The organism is Gelidibacter sp. (assembly GCF_053579655.1).
Map to the genome: position 1 here is coordinate 106,607 of NZ_JBMDWE010000002.1, position 18,968 is coordinate 125,574.

Sequence of the window (18,968 nt, forward strand, 5' to 3'; positions counted from 1 at the left end):
TAAAACATTTATCAAATCATTGTTGTCCGATTAAAGTTGCGTTGATCTTCTAAAAATAGTGATCAATAAGTTCTTTCAACGTTTTTGATCCTCATCTCCTTCATTTCTCGGTTTTTGAAAACTATTTCTAAAACATCATAATCCATTCTAATTATGAATTTCACAGCCCATATTTTCAATTAATTACGTGTTTAGTCTTTGTTCTTGGTTCTATCAGCGGAGCGGTCTTAATTCTTTTATGGACCATAGTGTTATCAAAAAGATAAGGGCTAAATGAACACTGCCATTTAGCCCTTTTAATGCTATAATTTGACCTTATTCTGCCAACTCTTGATCCAAGTCCCTATTGACAGATTTTATTTTTACTCGCAGCCACATTTTAAACTTAGTGACTAAGAAAAATAAGATTGGTACGACGATCAATGTAAGGAATGTTGCAACCAGCAATCCGTATATCACAGTCCATGCCAAAGGTCCCCAAAAGACCACGTTATCTCCGCCCATGTAAATATCGGCGTCAAAGTCTTTGAACAGTGAAAAGAAGTTAATATTCAGGCCAATAGCCAAAGGCACCAATCCTAAAATGGTGGTAATGGCGGTTAATAAAACAGGACGTAAACGTGCTTTACCCGCTCTTACAATGCTTTCGTAAAGATCTTCAACTTCTAAATAATCATCTTTTTCAAGGTTGAGTTCATATTTTTTTCGTTCAATGAGTAATTCGGCATAATCTAAAAGGACCACCCCATTATTGACCACAATTCCGGCTAAGGCAATAATTCCTACCATAGTCATCATAATCACAAAGGCGCTTCCTGTAATAACAATCCCTCCAAATACACCAATAAAGCTTAAAAAGATGGCCAACATAATGATTGCTGGTTTTGAAATCGAGTTAAATTGGAATATAAGAATGAAAAATATCAATCCAAGACCTGCTGCAAAAGCACCCAACAGGAATGTCATTTGCTTTTGTTGCTCCTCAATTTGTCCGGTGTAATCCACTTTAATCTTATCAGGCATGCCTTTATAGCTTTTCATTTCATTTTGAATTTGAGCTACAATAGCACCTGCATCGGTATATCCCGGAGCTAATGCCGAATATAAGGTAACCACACGATTGGTGCCCTTGTGTTTTATCGCACTAAAACCAGAGGTGTTCTCATATTTGATGAGGGTTGATAAAGGGATGTTCTTAATCTGTCCTTTATTATCTCTAAAAGTTATGTTTTGGTTGAAGAGCGCACTGGTATTATAGCGGTTGGCTTCATTAAAACGCACGTAAATATCAAAATTATCGCCGCCTTCTTTATAGATGCCCGCTTTGGCTCCAAAGATGGAATTACGCAATTGCTGCCCAATCTGAGAGGCGCTAACGCCAAGTTCGCCAGCCTTTTCGCGATCAATCGTCACGCGCATGGTTGGCTTATCCTTATTGACATCAATTTTAAGTTCATCTATACCCGCGATGTTTTTCGCGTTGATGAATTCCCTCATATTTTCGGCTGTGGAAATCAATTCGTTATAATCTTCGCCTTGAATTTCGATGTTAATAGGCGCGCCAACCGGTGGCCCATTGGCATCTTTTTCCACCGAAATCAAAACACCAGGATAAATGCCCACCAAGGCTTCCTGAACTTTTTGACGCAACAATTCACTGTCAGCACCTTTTCGGTATTTATACTCGCGCATAGAGGCGGTTATCTTTGCTTTATGAGGCATTTCAGCAGCTGAACCCATATCGGCCTGCGGGTCGCCAGCACCTTCACCAACTTGGGAGACGGCACTTTCTACCATAAAGTTATAATCACCTTCCTTATATTGGTTATCATTCAAAACCGCGTAAACACGTTTTTCAATCTGTTTTGTGATGGCATTTGTTTTTTCTATAGCCGTACCTTGCGGATATTCAATGTAGACAATGATTTGATTCGGTTTATTGTCAGGGAAAAACTCCACTTTGGTGCGTTTTGAAGATAAAGAAGCGCCAAAACCCACAAAGGCCAAAATCAACAAGGCTAGAGTTCCGAGACTTAAAATGTAAGGCATTCTTCCCGAAAGTGAGCGACGCAATTGGCGTTCATACCAGTTTTCTAATTTAACAAGGGAACTGTTTTGAAAGTTGTTGGCCCATTTTCTTAGGAAAAAACGATATACCCAAAGCATGATCGCCGTAAATATCATTAAGGTGCCAAGGGCACGATATTCTCCAGCTGTAAAAAACACGATCAAGCCGATAATTACCATCACACTTGTAGTGATAATAATGCGTTTTAAAGGCATGTTTTTATCTTCAATACTCATGAATTGTGAGACCAAAACAGAGTTGAAAAATATAGCAACAAATAATGACGAACCTAGAACTACCGATAAAGTAATTGGTAAAATCATCATGAATTCGCCCATGATCCCTGGCCATAATCCTAAGGGAATAAAGGCTGCCACGGTTGTAGCTGTTGAGATAATGATAGGAAAGGCGATTTCTCCAATCCCTTTTTTAGCAGCTTCTAATCGGCTCATGCCTTCTTCATCCATCAAGCGATAGACGTTTTCAACCACGACAATCCCGTTATCCACCAACATTCCGAGACCCATAATCAACCCAAAAAGCACCATGGTATTCAAACTATGGCCTAATAAATTTAAGATCATTAAGGACATGAACATCGACATCGGAATCGCAAATCCGACGAAAATCGCATTCTTAAATCCTAAAAAGAACATCAAGACGGTAACCACCAAGATGACTCCAAAAATGATGTTGTTGACTAAATCATCTACCTGAGCTATAGTGACGGAAGATTGGTCATTGGCAATCGTGATTTTTAGATCTTGTGGGAAAACTTCCGTCTTCGCATGCTCTATAATGGCCCTCACTTGCTCAACCGCATCGACCATGTTTTTTCCTGCACGTTTTTTAACGTCCAACATGACGACCGGCTGTCCGAATTCGCGGGCGAATGTTGTTTTGTCTTCTTCTTGAAAAGTAACGGTGGCAACATCTTTAAGGTAAATGGCCTTGCCATCCTCTGATTTTACTACAAAATCCTCCAATTGTTTTGGCGAGTCAATTTCGCCTAAAACACGAATCGTACGTCGTTGTCCACTTGAAATTAAATTTCCTGCAGACATGGTCACGTTACCACTTTTTATGGCTCCTATGATGTCATTAAAGGTCACTTGGGAGGCCATCATTTTATAGATGTCTACCGCAATTTCTACTTCCTTATCTTGAGCGCCACGAATGTCGGCTTTTTTAATTTCTTGAATGTCTTCAATTTCATCTTGAAGGTATTCGGCAAATTCTTTTAGTTTTTCGACGGTATAATCTCCTGAAATATTGATGTTAAGAATTGGCATTTCTTCTGAAAGACTCATTTCAAAAACATTGGGGTCAACTTTAGCATCATTAAATGTTGGCCAGTCTTCACTAGAAATTTCACTGTCTATCTCATCCTTTACTTTCTGTTTGGCTTGTTCTACGGTAATATTTTCATCAAATTCAACGACCACCATAGAAAAGTCTTCTTGAGAAGTTGAGGTGATTTTTACCACGTTGCTCAAGGTCTTTAACTTATCTTCAAGAGGATCCGTAATGAGTTTTTCAATATCTTCTGCGGTGTTTCCAGGGAAAATGGAGCTCACAAAAATTTTCGTGATATTAACTTCTGGGAAACTCTCCCGAGGCATTTTGAAAAAGGCAGAAATCCCTAAATAAAAGATCACGACAATAAGGACGTACATGGTCGTTTTATTGGTGATGGCCCATGAAGACAAGCCAAATTCCTTGTCCACTTGTTTTTTCTTCTTAGTCATTCTTATTGTTGTCAATGATTAGTACTTCCACGGTTTGTCCGTCTTTTACACTTCTGGCGCCTTCTTGAATTAATTCGACATTATCCGTGATGCCTTCTAAAACTTCAATATTATCGCCTTGTGTACGTCCAGTTTTGATGATCACTCTGGAAGCCGTGCCTTGATTTTTGGCGTTTTTATCCTTCACAACATACACATATTGTTCTCCTTCGGCGTTTTCAGAAATGATGCTTTGCGGAATCATTATGGCATTCTCATTGGTGTAATCGTTAATTTTAAGACGTGCGGTAAGATTTGGTTTTAGGTCTTTCTCTTTGTTAGGAATGGCCACTTCTGCTCTAAATGTTCGGTTGGTAGGATTGATCACATGACTGGTTTGACGCACTTTAGCGGTAAAAGTTTTGCCTAGCACAGGGAAATTGACCTCTACATTTTTCCCTTCCGTAATATTGTTGATATAACGCTCCGGAACTTCAGTTTCAATATACATATTATCCAAGTTCACGATACGCATTAACTGCGTTTGACCTGCTGCAACAACGCTACCTTGTTCAGTGATCACAGCGTCAATAGTTCCTGAAAAAGGAGCTTTGACAATCGTTTTGGCTATTTGTTGCTGTATTTGATTGACTGCTTCCTGTTGCGCTTGGTACGTCGATTTGGCCTGAAGAAACTGAATTTCACTACCAATTTTTTCATCCCATAATCTTTTTTGACGCTCAAAGGTTGTTTGGGCCAGATCGGATTGAATTTGTTGTTGTGCCAATTGTTGACTCAAGCCACCATCATCAATTCTAGCTAAGGTTTGTCCTTTGCTCACTTGCTGTCCTTCTTTCACATACATATTGGTAAGAATTCCATTGTACTCCGGTGTCAAGGTCATTAAGTTTTTGGTGGTGACATTCCCTTGCAGTTCCAATTTGTGATTGAATTCTTCTGTTTTCGCCTTAAAGGTTGTAATCAGTGGAATGTTTTTGGTCGTGTCCAAAACGGAGATTTTGTCATCAAGCATTTTGATTTTATCATTAAGGGCTTGTTGTTCATCCACCAATTCAGCTCTTTTTTTTCTGATGATTTCAAGATTATTGCTTTCCAAAGCCTTTTCAACGGTGTTTTTTTTGTCTTCACCACAGGAGGTAAAGAGAATGCTTAGGGTTAAGATGACGAGTATGTGTTTCATAGTTTATTGGTTTAATGGGTGTAATGGTGCCGAGGCTAAAAAGATATTGTTTGTTGTTATAAGTTATTTGCGATTCTTTTTATTCCGTTTTTAATAAGAGCGACATAAAGTTGAGAAGCATCCCTAATTTGCAACTTGATAATTTCAAGTAGGTTAGAACTTGTGCTGTATGGACATCATTTAATGCCTCAACTGATTTAATTTCTAATATGACTTTGTTTTCTATGATCAAATCTACTCTATAGCCAACCTCTAGTTTTACATCTTCATATATCAGCGGTAATGGCTTTTGTTTTTCAACCAGAACTCCAGCCTTTCTTAGTTCATAAAACATACAAGCTTCATACGAACTTTCGAGAAGTCCAGGACCCAATGCTCTATGTACTTTCATGGCGCAGTCAAAGACTATTTTAGATATTTCGTTTTCTGTCATTTTTATTTTTTAAACGCAAGGTGCGCAAGGTTTTTTTGCAAAGGTCGCAAGGCGTTGCGCTTTATTCTATCTTACTTTTAGAGTTCTTTTTGTCTTTTCGGTTTTTTTTAATGTATCGGTCGTAAGGTTTTGTTGCAATGGTCACAAGGTTTTTGTTTTTTCCTTGCGTGCTTTGCGCAGTCTTTTGCGTCCTTGCGGTTAGTTAGTTACCACATTCAAAGCCGTCTCCAAATCCGCTTTAGCTTTAATTACATTCAACATCGCTTGTAAAAATTCCTGTTGTGCGGAGTAAAGCTGAATTTGTGCCTGACGCAAATCAAAACTTGAAGAAATACCTTCAAAAAACTTGGTCTGGTTTTTTGTTTCGATGCGCTCCGCTAGTTTTAGACTTTGCTTTTTGTTATCGTAATCTTCTATGGCAAATCGATAATCACTTTTCGCGGAAGCAATTTCCAAGGCGATGGTTTGCTCTTTTTCTGTAAGATCAGTTTTGGCCTTTTCCAAATTAATCTGTGCACGTTGCGTGGCTGCACTGCGCATTCCGGAACTGAAAATAGGGATATTTAAACCGACTCCAAATAAGGAGGATCCAAACCAGTCTTGATCCTTGTGTGCAAAGCTAAAAGTATCACTGAAGGCCGAATAACCACCATTGATAAAAGCATTCAGCGTTGGCAAGGCTTTGCTTTTTTCTAACTTTAACATAAGTTCTTTGGTCATTTTATCATTTTCTGCAATTTGATAATCGATGGTTTTTTCAACATTAGCTTCTGTTTCCAACAAGCCTAAAGAAATGTTTTCTTCAGTTAAACGCTCTAAGTCGTCGGTTAAAAGGGTTTTACGATTGATGTTCAGACCAAGCGTCATATTAAGCATTTGGTAAGCCAGAGTTTTCATGCGGTTCACATTGTTCAAATTGCTTTCAATACCAGCAAGTGTAATCTGTAATTGTTCTACACTTTCTTCTTCGCCCAATCCGTTTTCAACAATTTTTGTGGTTTCGATGAGGTTTTTTTGAAGGACTTCTAAGTTTCTTTGTAAGATTCGTACGCTTTCTTCTGCTAACAACACATTGCCATAGGCGTTGATGACTGCTTTTCGGACTTCTAGATCTGTTTTAGTCTTAGCGTTTTTTGAGATTTCCAGAAACACTTTCGCCGCTTGCAATCCGACAATATATGAGCCATCAAATACTTTTTGAGTTAAAGTGGCCGTCGCGTACATGTTTTGTTTGGTACCAAAAACCACTTCAGCAAATTCACCAGAGTTGCCGCCAAAAAACTCAGCAGGTAATAATTGTACTTGTTGTTTTATAAAATTTTGGTAATCCACTGTGGCACTTAATTGTGGCAATCCGGTAGCTGTAGTTTCCCATTTTTGTGCTTTTGCTGCGTCAATATCGCGTTGTGCGTTGATGGCATTGCGATTGTTTTGAAGTGCAAAATCAATAGCTTCCTGTAAGCTGAAATTTGTAGGTGCTTCCTGTGAAACCCCAAGAAAAGGCGATAGCGTCAATAAAATTATATAAAACTTGTTTTTCATTAGATTTATGATTGATTGTTGATTCTTATTAAAACTTCCAGACCCTTTGGCGTACAAATGCCTCTGACGTGATATTCCAGATAATGATCCATTAAGGAGTTCATCGAAAAATTGATCAACGGGAACAGTTGCTTGTCCTTTAAGGCCATAATGCAGGTAAAATAAATTTTGGAAATAAATTCAATTTGTATATTGTCTCTGTATAGACCAAGAGTGATCCCACGGTTAAGGTTGTCTGCCACACAATCTTCCATCAAACCGTATTGTTTAGACCTTAGGGAATTGAAAATTTTTGGATAATATTTTTGTAATTGATGATAGGGAGATGACTTTTCGTCTTTTAAATGTTCCATAACAAGCTTTTTTATGTCGTAAATTTCTTCAATGGGATCTTTCTCCAAGTGACAAATTTCATCAATACCCTGTGCAATAAGCTCAAACATTTCTAAAGTTGTGGCTTCTACAAGTTTGGTTTTGTTTTCGAAATGGACGTATATAGTTTTCTTTGATATGCCCAATTCATTGGCAATATCATCCATTGTAACGCTTTTGAAGCCAAGTGTTAGGAATAATTCCGTGGCCTTATTTATAATGTTTTCTCTCATAATATGTAGCAAATGTACAATAGGAAACTTTAAAAACAAAAATAGTTTCCAGGGTTTAATAATTTTTTAATGTTGAACTCATTGGCTTCGTTTCTTAAATGAATTTGCTTTATTTTTGCGGCATGCAAAACATTCTATTTTATCACAACGCATTTATCGCCCATTTGGAGGAAAAGATGCCATCCCAAGAGCCGGCATCACTTTACGATCCGATACATTATATCCTAGGACTGGGAGGGAAGCGCTTGCGTCCCATCTTGACCTTAATGACTGCCGAGGCTTTTAATGCGGAATTTAAACATGCGCTTAACGCCGCTTTAAGCGTTGAGATTTTTCATAATTTTTCTTTGATACATGATGATATTATGGATGCGGCACCATTACGTCGTGGCAAGCCAACCGTACATGAAAAATGGGATATCAATACGGGGATATTATCAGGAGATGCGATGCTCATTATGGCCTATCAGCTATTTGAAAATTATGATGCTAAAACCTTTCAGGAATTGGCGAAATTGTTCAGTAAAACAGCTTTGGAAGTTTGTGAAGGGCAGCAATACGATATGGATTTTGAAACCAGAGATGATGTTTCAATCGCTGAGTATCTCAAAATGATCGAATTTAAAACCGCTGTGTTAGTTGGTGCCGCCATGAAAATGGGCGCCATAGTGGCTTCGGCTTCTAAAAGTGATCAAGACCATATTTACGAATTTGGAAGATTATTAGGCATAGCGTTCCAACTTCAGGATGATTATTTGGACGCTTTTGGAGATCCGGAAACTTTTGGAAAACAAGTGGGTGGCGACATTATCGAGAATAAAAAAACCTTTTTGTATATCAAAGCCATCGAATTTTCCAATTCTGAAGACCAATTGCAATTGCAGCATTTGTTTAGTGTCAGTCCAACCGATGCCTCAGACAAAGTTGAAGCTGTAAAACAGATTTTTCAATCCAGCGGCTCAGCAGATGCCACGCGAAAGGAAATTGAAAATTACACTAAAAAAGCCTTTGCCGTATTAGAAGAGCTTTCCATTCCTGAAAACAAAAAGAAAGTGTTGAAGGATTTTGGTCATGATTTAATGGATAGAAGAGTTTAGGGACTAATGACAGATTTAAAAACCTTCGACGATTTGGTCGCTAAAGCCAATCAGTTAGAACTTTATGCGAAGCTCGTTCTTCAGCTTAATAAAGATTTGGCCTTGGCTAATATCGACCTGGAATTTGCCTCTGATGTATTGCCGACAAGTTTAAAGCTTCTATTGCACGAAAAGGTCTATCAACTTATCCAGGAAAAATTCATGGATTACTTGAACTTGCTGTATATCATTGATGTTTCGGAAGAGAAAATAAAACAGATGGACGGAAATGATGTTGTAGAATTATCAGATAACGTCACGTTTTTAATTCTGAAACGTGAATGGCAAAAAGTATATTATCGGAATAAATTCTCCTCATAAAACCATCCCAAAGCGAAAGGCTTTTTTATTTATGCCTAATTAAATCAAGTTGCATGCCCTTTCATACAGATAAGTGTTCCTTCCCTTTGGGAAGGCTAGGATGGGATCAGAAATAAACCCTTACAAAAGGAGCCCAAGCTTCGGCGTAGATACTTTTAGCCTTGTCGTATAAAACGTCATACCTAATACCAACAGCTACATTGTGCGATCTAAAACCGGCACCTACAAATAGCGCTGGATACCAATAGTTTTCTTTGGGAATGGCGAACCTGTCGTCCCAATTTCTACTGACGTTCAGCTCTTCAAATTCTGCAGATAATTGTATTTCAGGGATAGGATTGAATAAGCCAATCAAACTTCCACCCAAAACAGTCGATTTATAAGCATTTTTTTGAGTGTTATAAGTGCCGTTAAGACCAATGCCTAATGCAAACTGATTATTAAATTCATAAATAGCGCTTGGCGCGAGCGTTCCGCTAAAAAAACCATCACCCAAACTTAATCCAATCCCACCGCCAAAGCGGACATGATTCCAGAAATCAGAAGATGATTGGGCGGTTTGTATTTGTGCTTGGGAGTGAAGGGAAAACACAAGCATTATAAGGCAAGTAAATAGGCTTCTGTTAAGTAAAAATGGCATAAATTTGTATTTTGTTTATAGATACTGCTATATCATATAAATATACTAAAAGCAATTCTTATTTTGTTAAAAGTTGTATTTTTGACAAAAATTTAAAACATCTGAACGTTTTACAAAAAATGATGGATAAATATTCCTTTTTAAATGCCGCTCATTCAGCTTACTTTGCTGATTTATACGATCAATACTTACAACATCCTGACACTGTAGAGCCTAGCTGGAGAGCCTTTTTTCAAGGCTTTGACTTTGGTTCTGAAAACGGGGAAGTAACTTACGCAGAAGGAGAATCTTGTATCTCTCCAGAAATTCCTGAGCACATGCAAAAGGAATTCAATGTGATCAGACTTATTGATGGCTATAGAAGCAGAGGGCATTTGTTTACGAAAACTAACCCAGTTCGCGAGCGTCGAAAATATGATCCAACCTTGGCTCTTGAAAATTTTGGACTGCTGCAAGAAGATCTCAAAACGGTATTTTCGGCCGGAGAGATTTTAGGAACTGGACCACAGACTTTAGAAAATATCATCGTTCATCTCGAAAAGATTTATTGTTCCTCCATTGGTGTGGAATATATGTATATCAGAAGTCCGAAGGAGATTGAATGGATTCAAAGTCGACTGAACATAAATGATAATCAGCCTAAATTTTCAACTGAAGAAAAAAAGCACATACTTACCAAACTCAATGAAGCTGTTTCTTTTGAAAGTTTTTTACATACCAAGTATGTCGGACAAAAACGTTTTTCACTTGAAGGGAATGAATCTTTAATTCCAGCCCTGGATGCGCTTATTGAAAATGCTGCGGAAGCGGGTGTGAAGGAATTTGTGATGGGAATGGCACACCGTGGCCGTTTGAGTACCCTGATCAACATTTTTGGAAAATCCGCTAAAGATATTTTTAGCGAGTTTGATGGTAAAGATTACGAACAAGAAGTTTTTGATGGTGACGTGAAGTACCACTTAGGATGGACGAGTGATAGAGAATCAAAAGGCGGTAAAAAAATAAACCTGAACATCGCGCCTAACCCTTCTCATTTAGAAACTGTAGGTGCCATTGTTGAAGGTATTGCCAGAGCAAAACAAGACGATAAATACGCTGACAATCCGTCGCAAGTACTTCCAATTATAGTGCATGGAGATGCTGCTATTGCAGGACAAGGTTTGGTGTACGAGATCATTCAAATGGTTAAATTGGATGGATACAAAACAGGTGGCACCATCCATATCGTGGTCAATAACCAAATAGGATTTACCACAAACTATCTTGATGCGCGTTCAAGTACGTATTGTACGGATGTTGCTAAGGTCACTTTATCTCCAGTTTTACACGTCAATGCAGATGATGCCGAAGCCGTTGTTCACGCCATGCTATTTGCTTTGGATTTTAGAATGACCTTTAAGCGTGATGTGTTTATTGATCTTTTAGGCTATAGAAAATATGGGCATAATGAAGGTGATGAACCTCGTTTTACCCAACCAAAATTATATAAAGCCATTGCCAATCATGAAAATCCAAGAGATATTTATGCTGACAAATTGCTGAAGGAAGGAATTGTTGACGCGGATTTTGTTAAGAATCTTGAAGAAACCTATAAAGCTTCCTTAGAGGAAGAATTGGAGGATTCGCGCAAGCAAGAAAAAACAGTGATCACTCCGTTTATGCAAGATGAGTGGACCGGTTTTGAATATGCTGATGAAGCGATGATGATGCAGCCTGTGGATACTACTTTTCCTAAAGAAAAGTTATCGCAAATTGCTGATGTTATTTCAAGCTTGCCAGCAGATAAAAAATTCATCCGTAAAATAGAACGTCTAGTTCAATCCAGAAAAACGATGTTTGATGAAAACAAATTGGATTGGTCAATGGCTGAACATTTAGCCTATGGAACGCTTTTAGAAGAAGGTCATGATGTTCGTATGTCAGGACAGGATGTTGAGCGTGGTACATTCTCACACCGTCATGCGGTTATAAAAGTTGAAGACAGTGAAGAGGAAATCGTCCTTTTAAATCACGTCAGTGATAATCAAGGTAAATTTTATATTTATAACTCGTTGCTTTCGGAGTATGGTGTTGTAGGTTTTGATTATGGATATGCCATGGCAAGTCCTAAAACCTTAACTATTTGGGAAGCACAATTTGGAGACTTTAGTAATGGTGCCCAAATTATGGTAGATCAATATATTTCAGCTGCTGAAGATAAGTGGAAGCTTCAAAACGGTTTGGTCATGTTATTGCCACATGGTTATGAAGGCCAAGGTGCAGAGCATTCCTCCGCACGTATGGAGCGTTTTTTACAGATGTGTGCCAGCGATAATATGTTTGTGGCAGATTGTACAACGCCTGCAAACTTCTATCACTTATTAAGAAGACAGGTTAAAACGAACTTCAGAAAACCTTTAATTGTTTTTACCCCAAAAAGTTTATTGCGTCATCCTTTAGTGGTTTCAACGGTAGATGAATTTGCCAATGGAAGTTTCCAGATGTTGATCGATGATCAAAAAGCTGAGGTTGAAAAAGTGAAAAGCTTGATCTTTGTTACTGGTAAGTTTTATTATGACTTATTGGAAGTTAGAGACAGTGAAAATAGAGATGATGTTGCCTTGGTAAGAATAGAACAATTATTCCCATTGCCAGCGAAGGAAATGCGTGAGATCATGAAAAAATACGAAAACGCCGATGACATCGTCTGGGCGCAGGAAGAACCTCGTAACATGGGAGCCTATAGCTATTTAATGATGCATTTTGAAGAGTCCAAGTCGTTTAGAATTGCTTCGCGACGTGCTTATGGTGCGCCAGCGGCAGGAAGTTCAACGCGATCAAAACGTCGTCATCAGGAAGTGATTGACTTTGTGTTTGATAAAACAAAGAATAATCAACGATAGGAATTTAAGTATTGGTAAAACAATAACGATGCGAATTTTAAATTCATAAAACGAATGTTGCATCACTATAGAGAATAGAAGAAAAATTGAAATAAAATTAAAGGATTCCTGCGAAGGTAGGATTCAAAAACAATAAGAACTATGATTTTAGAAATGAAAGTTCCTTCACCAGGAGAGTCCATTACAGAAGTAGAAATTGCAACATGGTTAGTTGCAGATGGCGATTATGTAGAAAAAGATCAGGCTATTGCTGAAGTAGATAGTGATAAAGCTACTTTAGAACTTCCTGCGGAAGCTAGCGGAATTATTACGCTTAAGGCAGAAGAAGGTGATGCGGTTGCTGTTGGTCAAGTGGTTTGCTTGATTGACACTTCTGCTGAGAAACCTGCTGGTGCTGACTCCAAATCTTCAGAGGGCACTAAGACTGAGAGTGAAGGTGCTGTTGAGAAAAAAGTCGAAAAAGAAGTTGCTAAAGTTCAAGCAGAAGCTCCAAAAACATATGCTTCAGGTGCCGCAAGTCCTGCAGCTAAAAAAGTGTTGGCAGAAAAAAATATGTCTGCTTCAGATGTTACCGGAACAGGAAAAGATGGTCGTATCACTCAGGATGATGCCGTTAAGGCGGTGCCTTCAATGGGGACACCAACTGGGGGAAGACGTGGAGAGTCACGTTCAAGATTATCGATGTTGCGTCGTAAGGTTGCTGAGCGTTTGGTATCTGCCAAAAACGAAACAGCGATGTTGACCACTTTTAATGAGGTTGATATGACTGCGATTTTCAAATTAAGAGAAGAATACAAAGAAGCCTTCAAAAATAAACATGGACTTGGTTTAGGGTTTATGAGTTTCTTTACTTTGGCTGCCGTTAAGGCATTGAAGGAATATCCTGCAGTGAATTCTATGATTGATGGTCAGGAAATGATCAGCTTCGATTTCTGTGATATCAGTATTGCGGTTTCAGGACCAAAAGGATTGATGGTTCCTGTCATTAGAAATGCAGAAAACCTAACCTTTAGAGGTGTTGAAGCCGAAGTGAAGCGATTGGCGATTAGAGCTCGTGACGGACAAATTACAGTAGATGAGATGACCGGTGGAACGTTTACAATTTCTAATGGAGGTGTTTTTGGTAGTATGTTATCTACACCAATCATCAATCCGCCTCAAAGTGCAATTTTAGGAATGCATAATATTGTAGAACGCCCTGTAGCTATTGATGGACATGTGGAAATTAGACCAATCATGTACTTAGCTGTATCGTATGACCATAGAATTATTGATGGGAAAGAAAGTGTAGGATTCTTGGTAGCGATTAAGAATGCGCTTGAAAATCCAACGGAGTTACTCATGGATAATGATGTTAAGAGAGCATTAGAGCTGTAAGCAGAATATTTAATATGATAAAAAAGGGCTACTTAAAATTTTAAGTAGCCCTTTTTTCGAATAACTAATAACTAAGAAAAACCTACAATAATGTTTGCCGTTATGATTAGTATGGCGCTCATTATTAATCCGATGATTAATAGTTGATTGCCACCTTCAAGATTGTTTTTCATGATTTTTATAGGTCTTTTTAGAGATTTGGATTTCTTCTATTGATCGGCTTATATTCGTGGATTCACAAAGAAATCACATAAATAGTGTTATAATTATTGCTGTAAATTTCAGTAATTATGTAAGACCAAACAATACGTAACTTTACGTATTTAGACTTTTAAAATCGCAAAGCACTAGAGGTTAGTTGGTTGTATTTGAGGTTTGAAAAAAAGTTGATTATTCAGGTTCTCAAATTAAAAAAGCCCTGAATCAATGACAATTCAGAGCCTTTCGTAAAATAATTCCCCTAAGAATTAATAGCATTACAAATATCAGCAATAATGCAACATCATGCAATACGTAACTTTACGTATATTTCAATAAAAGGAAGAATTCTTATAAAAAAACAATATTTTAAGGTGCGTATGCTGCTTTTTTTACGCTAAATTAGAGGCTTAGTGAAGGTTATGAGGTTAGAAACTTTAAATTAAATTTCTACTTAAGATTACAAGAAATAATCCTGATTTTCTTTTACCCAAATTAAAAGGCTGTTTTGTTTGTGGGAAAGTTCTAGCTTTTTGATGATATTGCTTTTGTGTTTTTCGACTGTTCGTGTAGAAACGCTAAGGATTTCCCCAATTTCAACACCAGTATTGTTTTTGGCAATAAGTTTTAAGATTTCCTTTTCGGAAGGTGTCATCAATTCCCATTCTGCAGGAGGTTCAACAATTTCTAAAAACTCGATGAGCTCTGGACTAAAATAGGATTTCCCCTCCAAAACAGCTGCAATACAGTTTTCGATTTCTACCAATGCAAATTCCTTAAGGACATAACCATAAATTCCAAGAGTTTTGGCTTTCTTATAGGTCGTTTCGTCCTTTTCAAAAGTGATCAGAATGATCCTGGTAGAAAGGCTTAAGTTTTTGCATTTTTCTGCAATTTGTAGTCCTGTTAAAAAAGGCATTTGTATGTCCAAGATGGCGACATCCGGTTTATCGGATTTAATCATCTCGAAAGCTTCTTTCCCATTTACAGCACTTCCAATAAGATTGAAATCTTTTTCTTTTAAAAAATCGGATAATCCTTTAAGGATAAGAGGATGGTCGTCTGCTATTATGATAGAGGCTTTCATGTGTTTTAATCTGAAGTTTTAGGAGGTATAAAGATAGCTATATAATAGCAATAACGAAGGAAGACGATTACAACTTTAAGTAGACATACTTTTTGTCATAATCAATAATGGCCTTTGCTTTCTTTAAAATGTCGGCGCCTATAATGCCGTCTACGGGTTTAGAATTATAGTTGAGAAGTGCCGTATTGACATGAGTTAGATTAAAAAGTATTAAAGGCACTTTGTCTTTTTTCCACTTTCCTATTTTAAGTTTATTTTTCTTGGAAACTTGGGTCAACATGTCTGTGGCGCCTGCTCCAGCGGCTTTGATCTCCGAGTCCTTGGCTTTCAATTTAAAAGTATCTATCGCCTCAAATCCTACACACGAATTAGAAGCGCCAGTATCTAAAATAAATAGGCCTTTGACACCGTTAATAGTTGCTTTGATTTCGAAATGGTTTGTTTTGGTCAGTTTAAGCTTGACTTTGGTATATCATTTTTCTAAAAGAAAATCCTCAAGCGGCGTATTATTAGGGTCAATCATATCTATCATTTGTTTTTCAATTCTCAAATCCTAAAAATAGACCAATTATAAATGCCAAGGTCCCAATGAAATAATAAAAATAGGTTTGTTTACTGTTTTAGTGTCAATTTTGATGTTTAATCTTAGCTCAAAACTAATGGATTCAAAGTTTGACAAACTACCAATGTCGTCAATACATAATAGAGTTCATCCTGAAATTATAAATTATGATCTTGAGATCTTATTCTCTATCAGGTAAATTACGATTATTTCTAAAAGAACTTCTACTTTTGTAGGATGACTGTTACAGATACCCATACTCATTTATATAGTGACGCCTTTGATGACGATCGAAAGGTGATGATTGAACGTGCAATCGCAGCTAACGTGACCCGTTTTTTTATTCCTGCAATCGATTCGTCTTATACCAAAGCAATGCTTCGGTTGGAAGCTGATTTTCCTAATCATGTGCATTTAATGACGGGATTGCATCCGACTTCTGTAAAGGAAAATTATAGAGAAGAGTTGCGCCATGTGGAAGATCTCCTATCTAAAAGAAAATTTGTTGCCATTGGCGAAATAGGCATTGATTTATATTGGGATAAAAGCACTTTAAAAATCCAGCAGGAGGCTTTCAGGCACCAAATTAGGCTTGCGAAACAGTATCGGCTACCAATAGTTATCCATTGCAGAGAGGCATTTGATGAAATCTTTGAGGTTTTGGAAACCGAAAAATCGGATGACCTATTCGGGATCTTTCATTGTTTTACGGGCGATATAGAACAAGCGAAACGCGCCATTTCCTTTAATATGAAATTAGGTATTGGCGGAGTGGTTACTTTTAAAAATGGCGGCATTGATAAGTTTTTGAATCAAATAGATTTGGAACATGTTGTTTTAGAGACAGATTCGCCCTATTTGGCGCCAGTGCCTTATAGAGGAAAACGCAATGAAAGTGCGTACATTATAAAGGTACTTGAAAAACTTTCAGAACTTTATGGCCTGTCTCAAGAAGTCATAGCCGCAATTACTACTGAAAACTCTAAAGCGATATTTAAAGTTTAAATTATGAACACTCAGCCCAACATCTTATTAATCTATACAGGCGGCACCATTGGCATGATCAAAGATGCCGATACGGGCGCCTTAAAAGCTTTTGACTTTGGTAATTTGTTGAAAAATATTCCAGAATTGAAGTTGTTGGATTGCCATATCGAGACCATTTCCTTTGAAGAGCCTATTGATTCCTCTAATATGAATCCGCACTATTGGGTTCAAATTGCTGAAATTATTGAACATAATTATGAGGATTTTGATGGATTTGTAGTGTTACACGGTAGCGATACCATGAGTTATTCGGCTTCTGCCTTAAGTTTTATGTTAGAAAACTTAGCAAAACCAGTCATATTTACAGGGTCTCAATTGCCCATTGGCGATTTACGTACCGATGCCAAGGAAAACCTTATTACGTCCATACAAATGGCATCCTTGCAGCATCATGGGAAGCCAGTCATTACGGAAGTAGGGCTTTATTTTGAATACAAACTGTATCGAGGCAATAGAACGACCAAGATAAATGCGGAACACTTTGAAGCCTTTGAGTCCTTAAATTATCCTGATTTAGCAGAGTCTGGTGTGCATTTAAAAGTGTCAAAAGAACATCTTTTTAAACCTAATGTCCGAAAAAAATTCACGGTTCATAAAAAAATGGAGAACAATATTGCCTTAATAAAGATGTTTCCGGGAATCTCAAAAACGGTGTTGGAGTGCATGTTTTCCTCTCCTCATATTAAAGGAATCATATTGGAAACCTATGGCGCAGGAAATACAACGACCGAAAATTGGTTTACAGATTTGGTCGAAAAAACTATAAAAAAGGGAGTTCCTGTGATAAATGTGACCCAATGTTCGGGCGGAAGTGTCATCATGGGACAGTATGAAACCAGTTCTCAGCTTAAAAATATAGGGGTTATTTCAGGAAAAGACATCACAACTGAGGCTGCAGTGACCAAATTGATGTATTTGTTGGGAGAAAAAATTTCTGCTAAATCGTTCAAAACCATATACGAAACATCATTAAGAGGTGAAATGTCTTAAAATTAACGAATAAAATTTTTTACGCCAATATATTTTTTCGTTATTTGACAAAGCAAATGAACTTTAAATTTTAGAGAGGTGGCCGAGCGGTCGAAGGCGCACGCCTGGAAAGCGTGTATACCTCAAAAGGGTATCGAGGGTTCGAATCCCTTTCTCTCTGCAACTTAATTTTGATGATGGTTGTGTTTCACATTGAGGTCAAACTTCGTTATCGAAATTTTTTGTTAATCACGGGGAGTATTATAGAGTTGGTAACAACATTGATCTAAAAACACTCTCCGTAATTTTATTTTTTAATTACAATTTTTTTATATCTTTAACACTTTAACTAATAAATTAAGATCAGAACAATGAAAAGACTATTTTCTATCCTAGCCATTGCAGGAATCATGGCTTTCGGAACTGTAAGTGCAAATAACTATGCAGCTACAGCATCAATGGCAACTACAACGGTTGCAACAGTAACTCAGGACGAGACGACAGCTAATGCTGCTGGACAAGACCTTGGGTTTCATCAAGAATTAAAAAAACGTTTTATTGAAGGTGGCGCAGGATTTATGGGCGTTGTATTGCTTTGTTTAATTTTAGGACTTGCAATTGCTATTGAAAGAATTATCTTTTTAAATTTATCAACTACCAATACTAAAAAATTAGTTCAGAATGTAGAAGATGCTTTACAATCTGGCGGTATCGAAGCTGCAAAAGAAGTTTGTAGAAATACAAAAGGACCTGTTGCATCTATTTATTACCAAGGTTTGGATAGAGCTGATGAAGATTTAGATGCTGCTGAAAAAGCTGTTGTAGCTTACGGTGGTGTACAAATGGGTCAGTTGGAGAAAAACGTGTCTTGGATTTCGTTGTTCATCGCATTGGCACCAATGCTTGGGTTCATGGGTACTGTAATCGGTATGATTCAGGCTTTTGATAAAATTGAAGCTGCTGGAGATATGCAACCATCACTTGTTGCAGGTGGTATTAAAGTAGCACTTTTAACAACGGTATTTGGTCTTATCGTAGCAATTATCCTTCAAGTGTTTTACAATTACATCATCGCTAAGATTGATAGTATTGTAAACGATATGGAAGATGCATCTATCACTTTGATGGATTTGCTAGTGAGATACAAAAAATAAACCGCACAATTAAATAAAA

At 37.5% G+C, this 18,968-nt stretch carries 15 protein-coding genes and 1 tRNA gene; 8 read left to right on the forward strand and 8 right to left on the reverse strand.

Features of this window, described 5'->3' with window-relative positions; translation table 11 throughout:
• Positions 1-315: 315 nt before the first annotated feature.
• The 5 genes from ACOH2D_RS01780 to ACOH2D_RS01800 form a co-directional block, all read right to left on the reverse strand.
• Positions 316-3,816: an efflux RND transporter permease subunit gene (locus ACOH2D_RS01780; protein ID WP_449534208.1), complete on the reverse strand. Its 3,501-nt coding sequence runs from the start codon at positions 3,814-3,816 to the stop codon at positions 316-318.
• Positions 3,809-4,996, reverse strand: a complete 1,188-nt coding sequence (locus tag ACOH2D_RS01785) for an efflux RND transporter periplasmic adaptor subunit (RefSeq protein WP_449534209.1) — start codon at positions 4,994-4,996, stop codon at positions 3,809-3,811. The genes ACOH2D_RS01780 and ACOH2D_RS01785 overlap by 8 nt, the downstream gene beginning before the upstream one ends.
• Positions 4,997-5,075: 79 nt before the next feature.
• Positions 5,076-5,429 (reverse strand): GxxExxY protein, encoded by a 354-nt coding sequence (locus ACOH2D_RS01790; protein WP_449534210.1) that lies wholly within the window; start codon positions 5,427-5,429, stop codon positions 5,076-5,078.
• 198 nt (positions 5,430-5,627) lie between these two features.
• Positions 5,628-6,971 carry a TolC family protein gene (locus ACOH2D_RS01795; protein WP_449534211.1) on the reverse strand — a complete coding sequence of 448 codons (1,344 nt, stop codon included), beginning with the start codon at positions 6,969-6,971 and terminating at the stop codon, positions 5,628-5,630.
• Positions 6,972-6,976: 5 nt separating this feature from the next.
• Complete coding sequence (locus ACOH2D_RS01800) at positions 6,977-7,576, reverse strand: TetR/AcrR family transcriptional regulator (protein WP_348036008.1); 600 nt, start codon at positions 7,574-7,576, stop codon at positions 6,977-6,979.
• Between the two features lie 122 nt (positions 7,577-7,698).
• Between ACOH2D_RS01800 and ACOH2D_RS01805 the strand changes: the two genes are divergently transcribed.
• Together ACOH2D_RS01805 and ACOH2D_RS01810 are read left to right on the forward strand one after the other, a co-directional pair.
• Positions 7,699-8,673, forward strand: a complete 975-nt coding sequence (locus ACOH2D_RS01805) for a polyprenyl synthetase family protein (RefSeq protein WP_348036007.1) — start codon at positions 7,699-7,701, stop codon at positions 8,671-8,673.
• Between the two features lie 6 nt (positions 8,674-8,679).
• On the forward strand, positions 8,680-9,033 hold the full coding sequence (locus ACOH2D_RS01810; protein WP_348036006.1) for a hypothetical protein: 354 nt from the start codon (positions 8,680-8,682) through the stop codon (positions 9,031-9,033).
• 106 nt (positions 9,034-9,139) lie between these two features.
• Here the strand turns inward: ACOH2D_RS01810 and ACOH2D_RS01815 are convergent, their stop codons facing one another.
• On the reverse strand, positions 9,140-9,673 hold the full coding sequence (locus ACOH2D_RS01815) for an alpha-ketoglutarate decarboxylase (protein WP_348036005.1): 534 nt from the start codon (positions 9,671-9,673) through the stop codon (positions 9,140-9,142).
• A gap of 122 nt (positions 9,674-9,795) precedes the next feature.
• Here ACOH2D_RS01815 and ACOH2D_RS01820 point away from each other — a divergent pair, with 122 nt between their 5' ends.
• Entirely contained in the window at positions 9,796-12,555 is a 2,760-nt protein-coding gene (locus ACOH2D_RS01820) for a 2-oxoglutarate dehydrogenase E1 component (RefSeq protein WP_348036010.1), read from the forward strand.
• Positions 12,556-12,696: 141 nt separating this feature from the next.
• On the forward strand, positions 12,697-13,932 hold the full coding sequence (gene odhB, locus ACOH2D_RS01825; RefSeq protein WP_449534212.1) for a 2-oxoglutarate dehydrogenase complex dihydrolipoyllysine-residue succinyltransferase: 1,236 nt from the start codon (positions 12,697-12,699) through the stop codon (positions 13,930-13,932).
• A gap of 658 nt (positions 13,933-14,590) precedes the next feature.
• Here the strand turns inward: odhB and ACOH2D_RS01830 are convergent.
• Complete coding sequence (locus ACOH2D_RS01830; RefSeq protein WP_348036003.1) at positions 14,591-15,217, reverse strand: response regulator; 627 nt, start codon at positions 15,215-15,217, stop codon at positions 14,591-14,593.
• A 67-nt stretch (positions 15,218-15,284) separates the two neighbouring features.
• Positions 15,285-15,668: a retropepsin-like aspartic protease gene (locus ACOH2D_RS01835; RefSeq protein WP_449534253.1), complete on the reverse strand. Its 384-nt coding sequence runs from the start codon at positions 15,666-15,668 to the stop codon at positions 15,285-15,287.
• 348 nt (positions 15,669-16,016) lie between these two features.
• Here ACOH2D_RS01835 and ACOH2D_RS01840 point away from each other — a divergent pair, with 348 nt between their 5' ends.
• The 4 genes from ACOH2D_RS01840 to ACOH2D_RS01855 all read left to right on the forward strand — a co-directional run bounded on the left by ACOH2D_RS01840 (position 16,017) and on the right by ACOH2D_RS01855 (position 18,949).
• Positions 16,017-16,784 (forward strand): TatD family hydrolase, encoded by a 768-nt coding sequence (locus tag ACOH2D_RS01840; RefSeq protein WP_449534213.1) that lies wholly within the window; start codon positions 16,017-16,019, stop codon positions 16,782-16,784.
• A gap of 3 nt (positions 16,785-16,787) precedes the next feature.
• Entirely contained in the window at positions 16,788-17,816 is a 1,029-nt protein-coding gene (locus ACOH2D_RS01845) for an asparaginase (RefSeq protein ID WP_348036000.1), read from the forward strand.
• A 72-nt stretch (positions 17,817-17,888) separates the two neighbouring features.
• Positions 17,889-17,976, forward strand: a tRNA-Ser gene (locus tag ACOH2D_RS01850).
• A gap of 190 nt (positions 17,977-18,166) precedes the next feature.
• A complete protein-coding gene (locus ACOH2D_RS01855) occupies positions 18,167-18,949 on the forward strand; it encodes a MotA/TolQ/ExbB proton channel family protein (protein ID WP_348035999.1) in 783 nt (260 codons plus the stop codon).
• The last annotated feature ends 19 nt before the right edge of the window (positions 18,950-18,968 follow it).

Bases quoted from the DNA above. Each gene is read 5' to 3' on its own strand.
- ACOH2D_RS01800 (WP_348036008.1), bottom strand. From the start codon at position 7,576: ATGAGAGAAAACATTATAAATAAGGCCACGGAATTATTCCTAACACTT.
- ACOH2D_RS01855 (WP_348035999.1), top strand. From the start codon at position 18,167: ATGAAAAGACTATTTTCTATCCTAGCCATTGCAGGAATCATGGCTTTC.
- ACOH2D_RS01845 (WP_348036000.1), top strand. From the start codon at position 16,788: ATGAACACTCAGCCCAACATCTTATTAATCTATACAGGCGGCACCATT.
- ACOH2D_RS01840 (WP_449534213.1), top strand. From the start codon at position 16,017: ATGACTGTTACAGATACCCATACTCATTTATATAGTGACGCCTTTGAT.
- ACOH2D_RS01815 (WP_348036005.1), bottom strand. From the start codon at position 9,673: ATGCCATTTTTACTTAACAGAAGCCTATTTACTTGCCTTATAATGCTT.
- ACOH2D_RS01805 (WP_348036007.1), top strand. From the start codon at position 7,699: ATGCAAAACATTCTATTTTATCACAACGCATTTATCGCCCATTTGGAG.
- ACOH2D_RS01780 (WP_449534208.1), bottom strand. From the start codon at position 3,816: ATGACTAAGAAGAAAAAACAAGTGGACAAGGAATTTGGCTTGTCTTCA.
- ACOH2D_RS01830 (WP_348036003.1), bottom strand. From the start codon at position 15,217: ATGAAAGCCTCTATCATAATAGCAGACGACCATCCTCTTATCCTTAAA.
- odhB (WP_449534212.1), top strand. From the start codon at position 12,697: ATGATTTTAGAAATGAAAGTTCCTTCACCAGGAGAGTCCATTACAGAA.
- ACOH2D_RS01810 (WP_348036006.1), top strand. From the start codon at position 8,680: ATGACAGATTTAAAAACCTTCGACGATTTGGTCGCTAAAGCCAATCAG.
- ACOH2D_RS01790 (WP_449534210.1), bottom strand. From the start codon at position 5,429: ATGACAGAAAACGAAATATCTAAAATAGTCTTTGACTGCGCCATGAAA.
- ACOH2D_RS01820 (WP_348036010.1), top strand. From the start codon at position 9,796: ATGGATAAATATTCCTTTTTAAATGCCGCTCATTCAGCTTACTTTGCT.
- ACOH2D_RS01795 (WP_449534211.1), bottom strand. From the start codon at position 6,971: ATGAAAAACAAGTTTTATATAATTTTATTGACGCTATCGCCTTTTCTT.
- ACOH2D_RS01785 (WP_449534209.1), bottom strand. From the start codon at position 4,996: ATGAAACACATACTCGTCATCTTAACCCTAAGCATTCTCTTTACCTCC.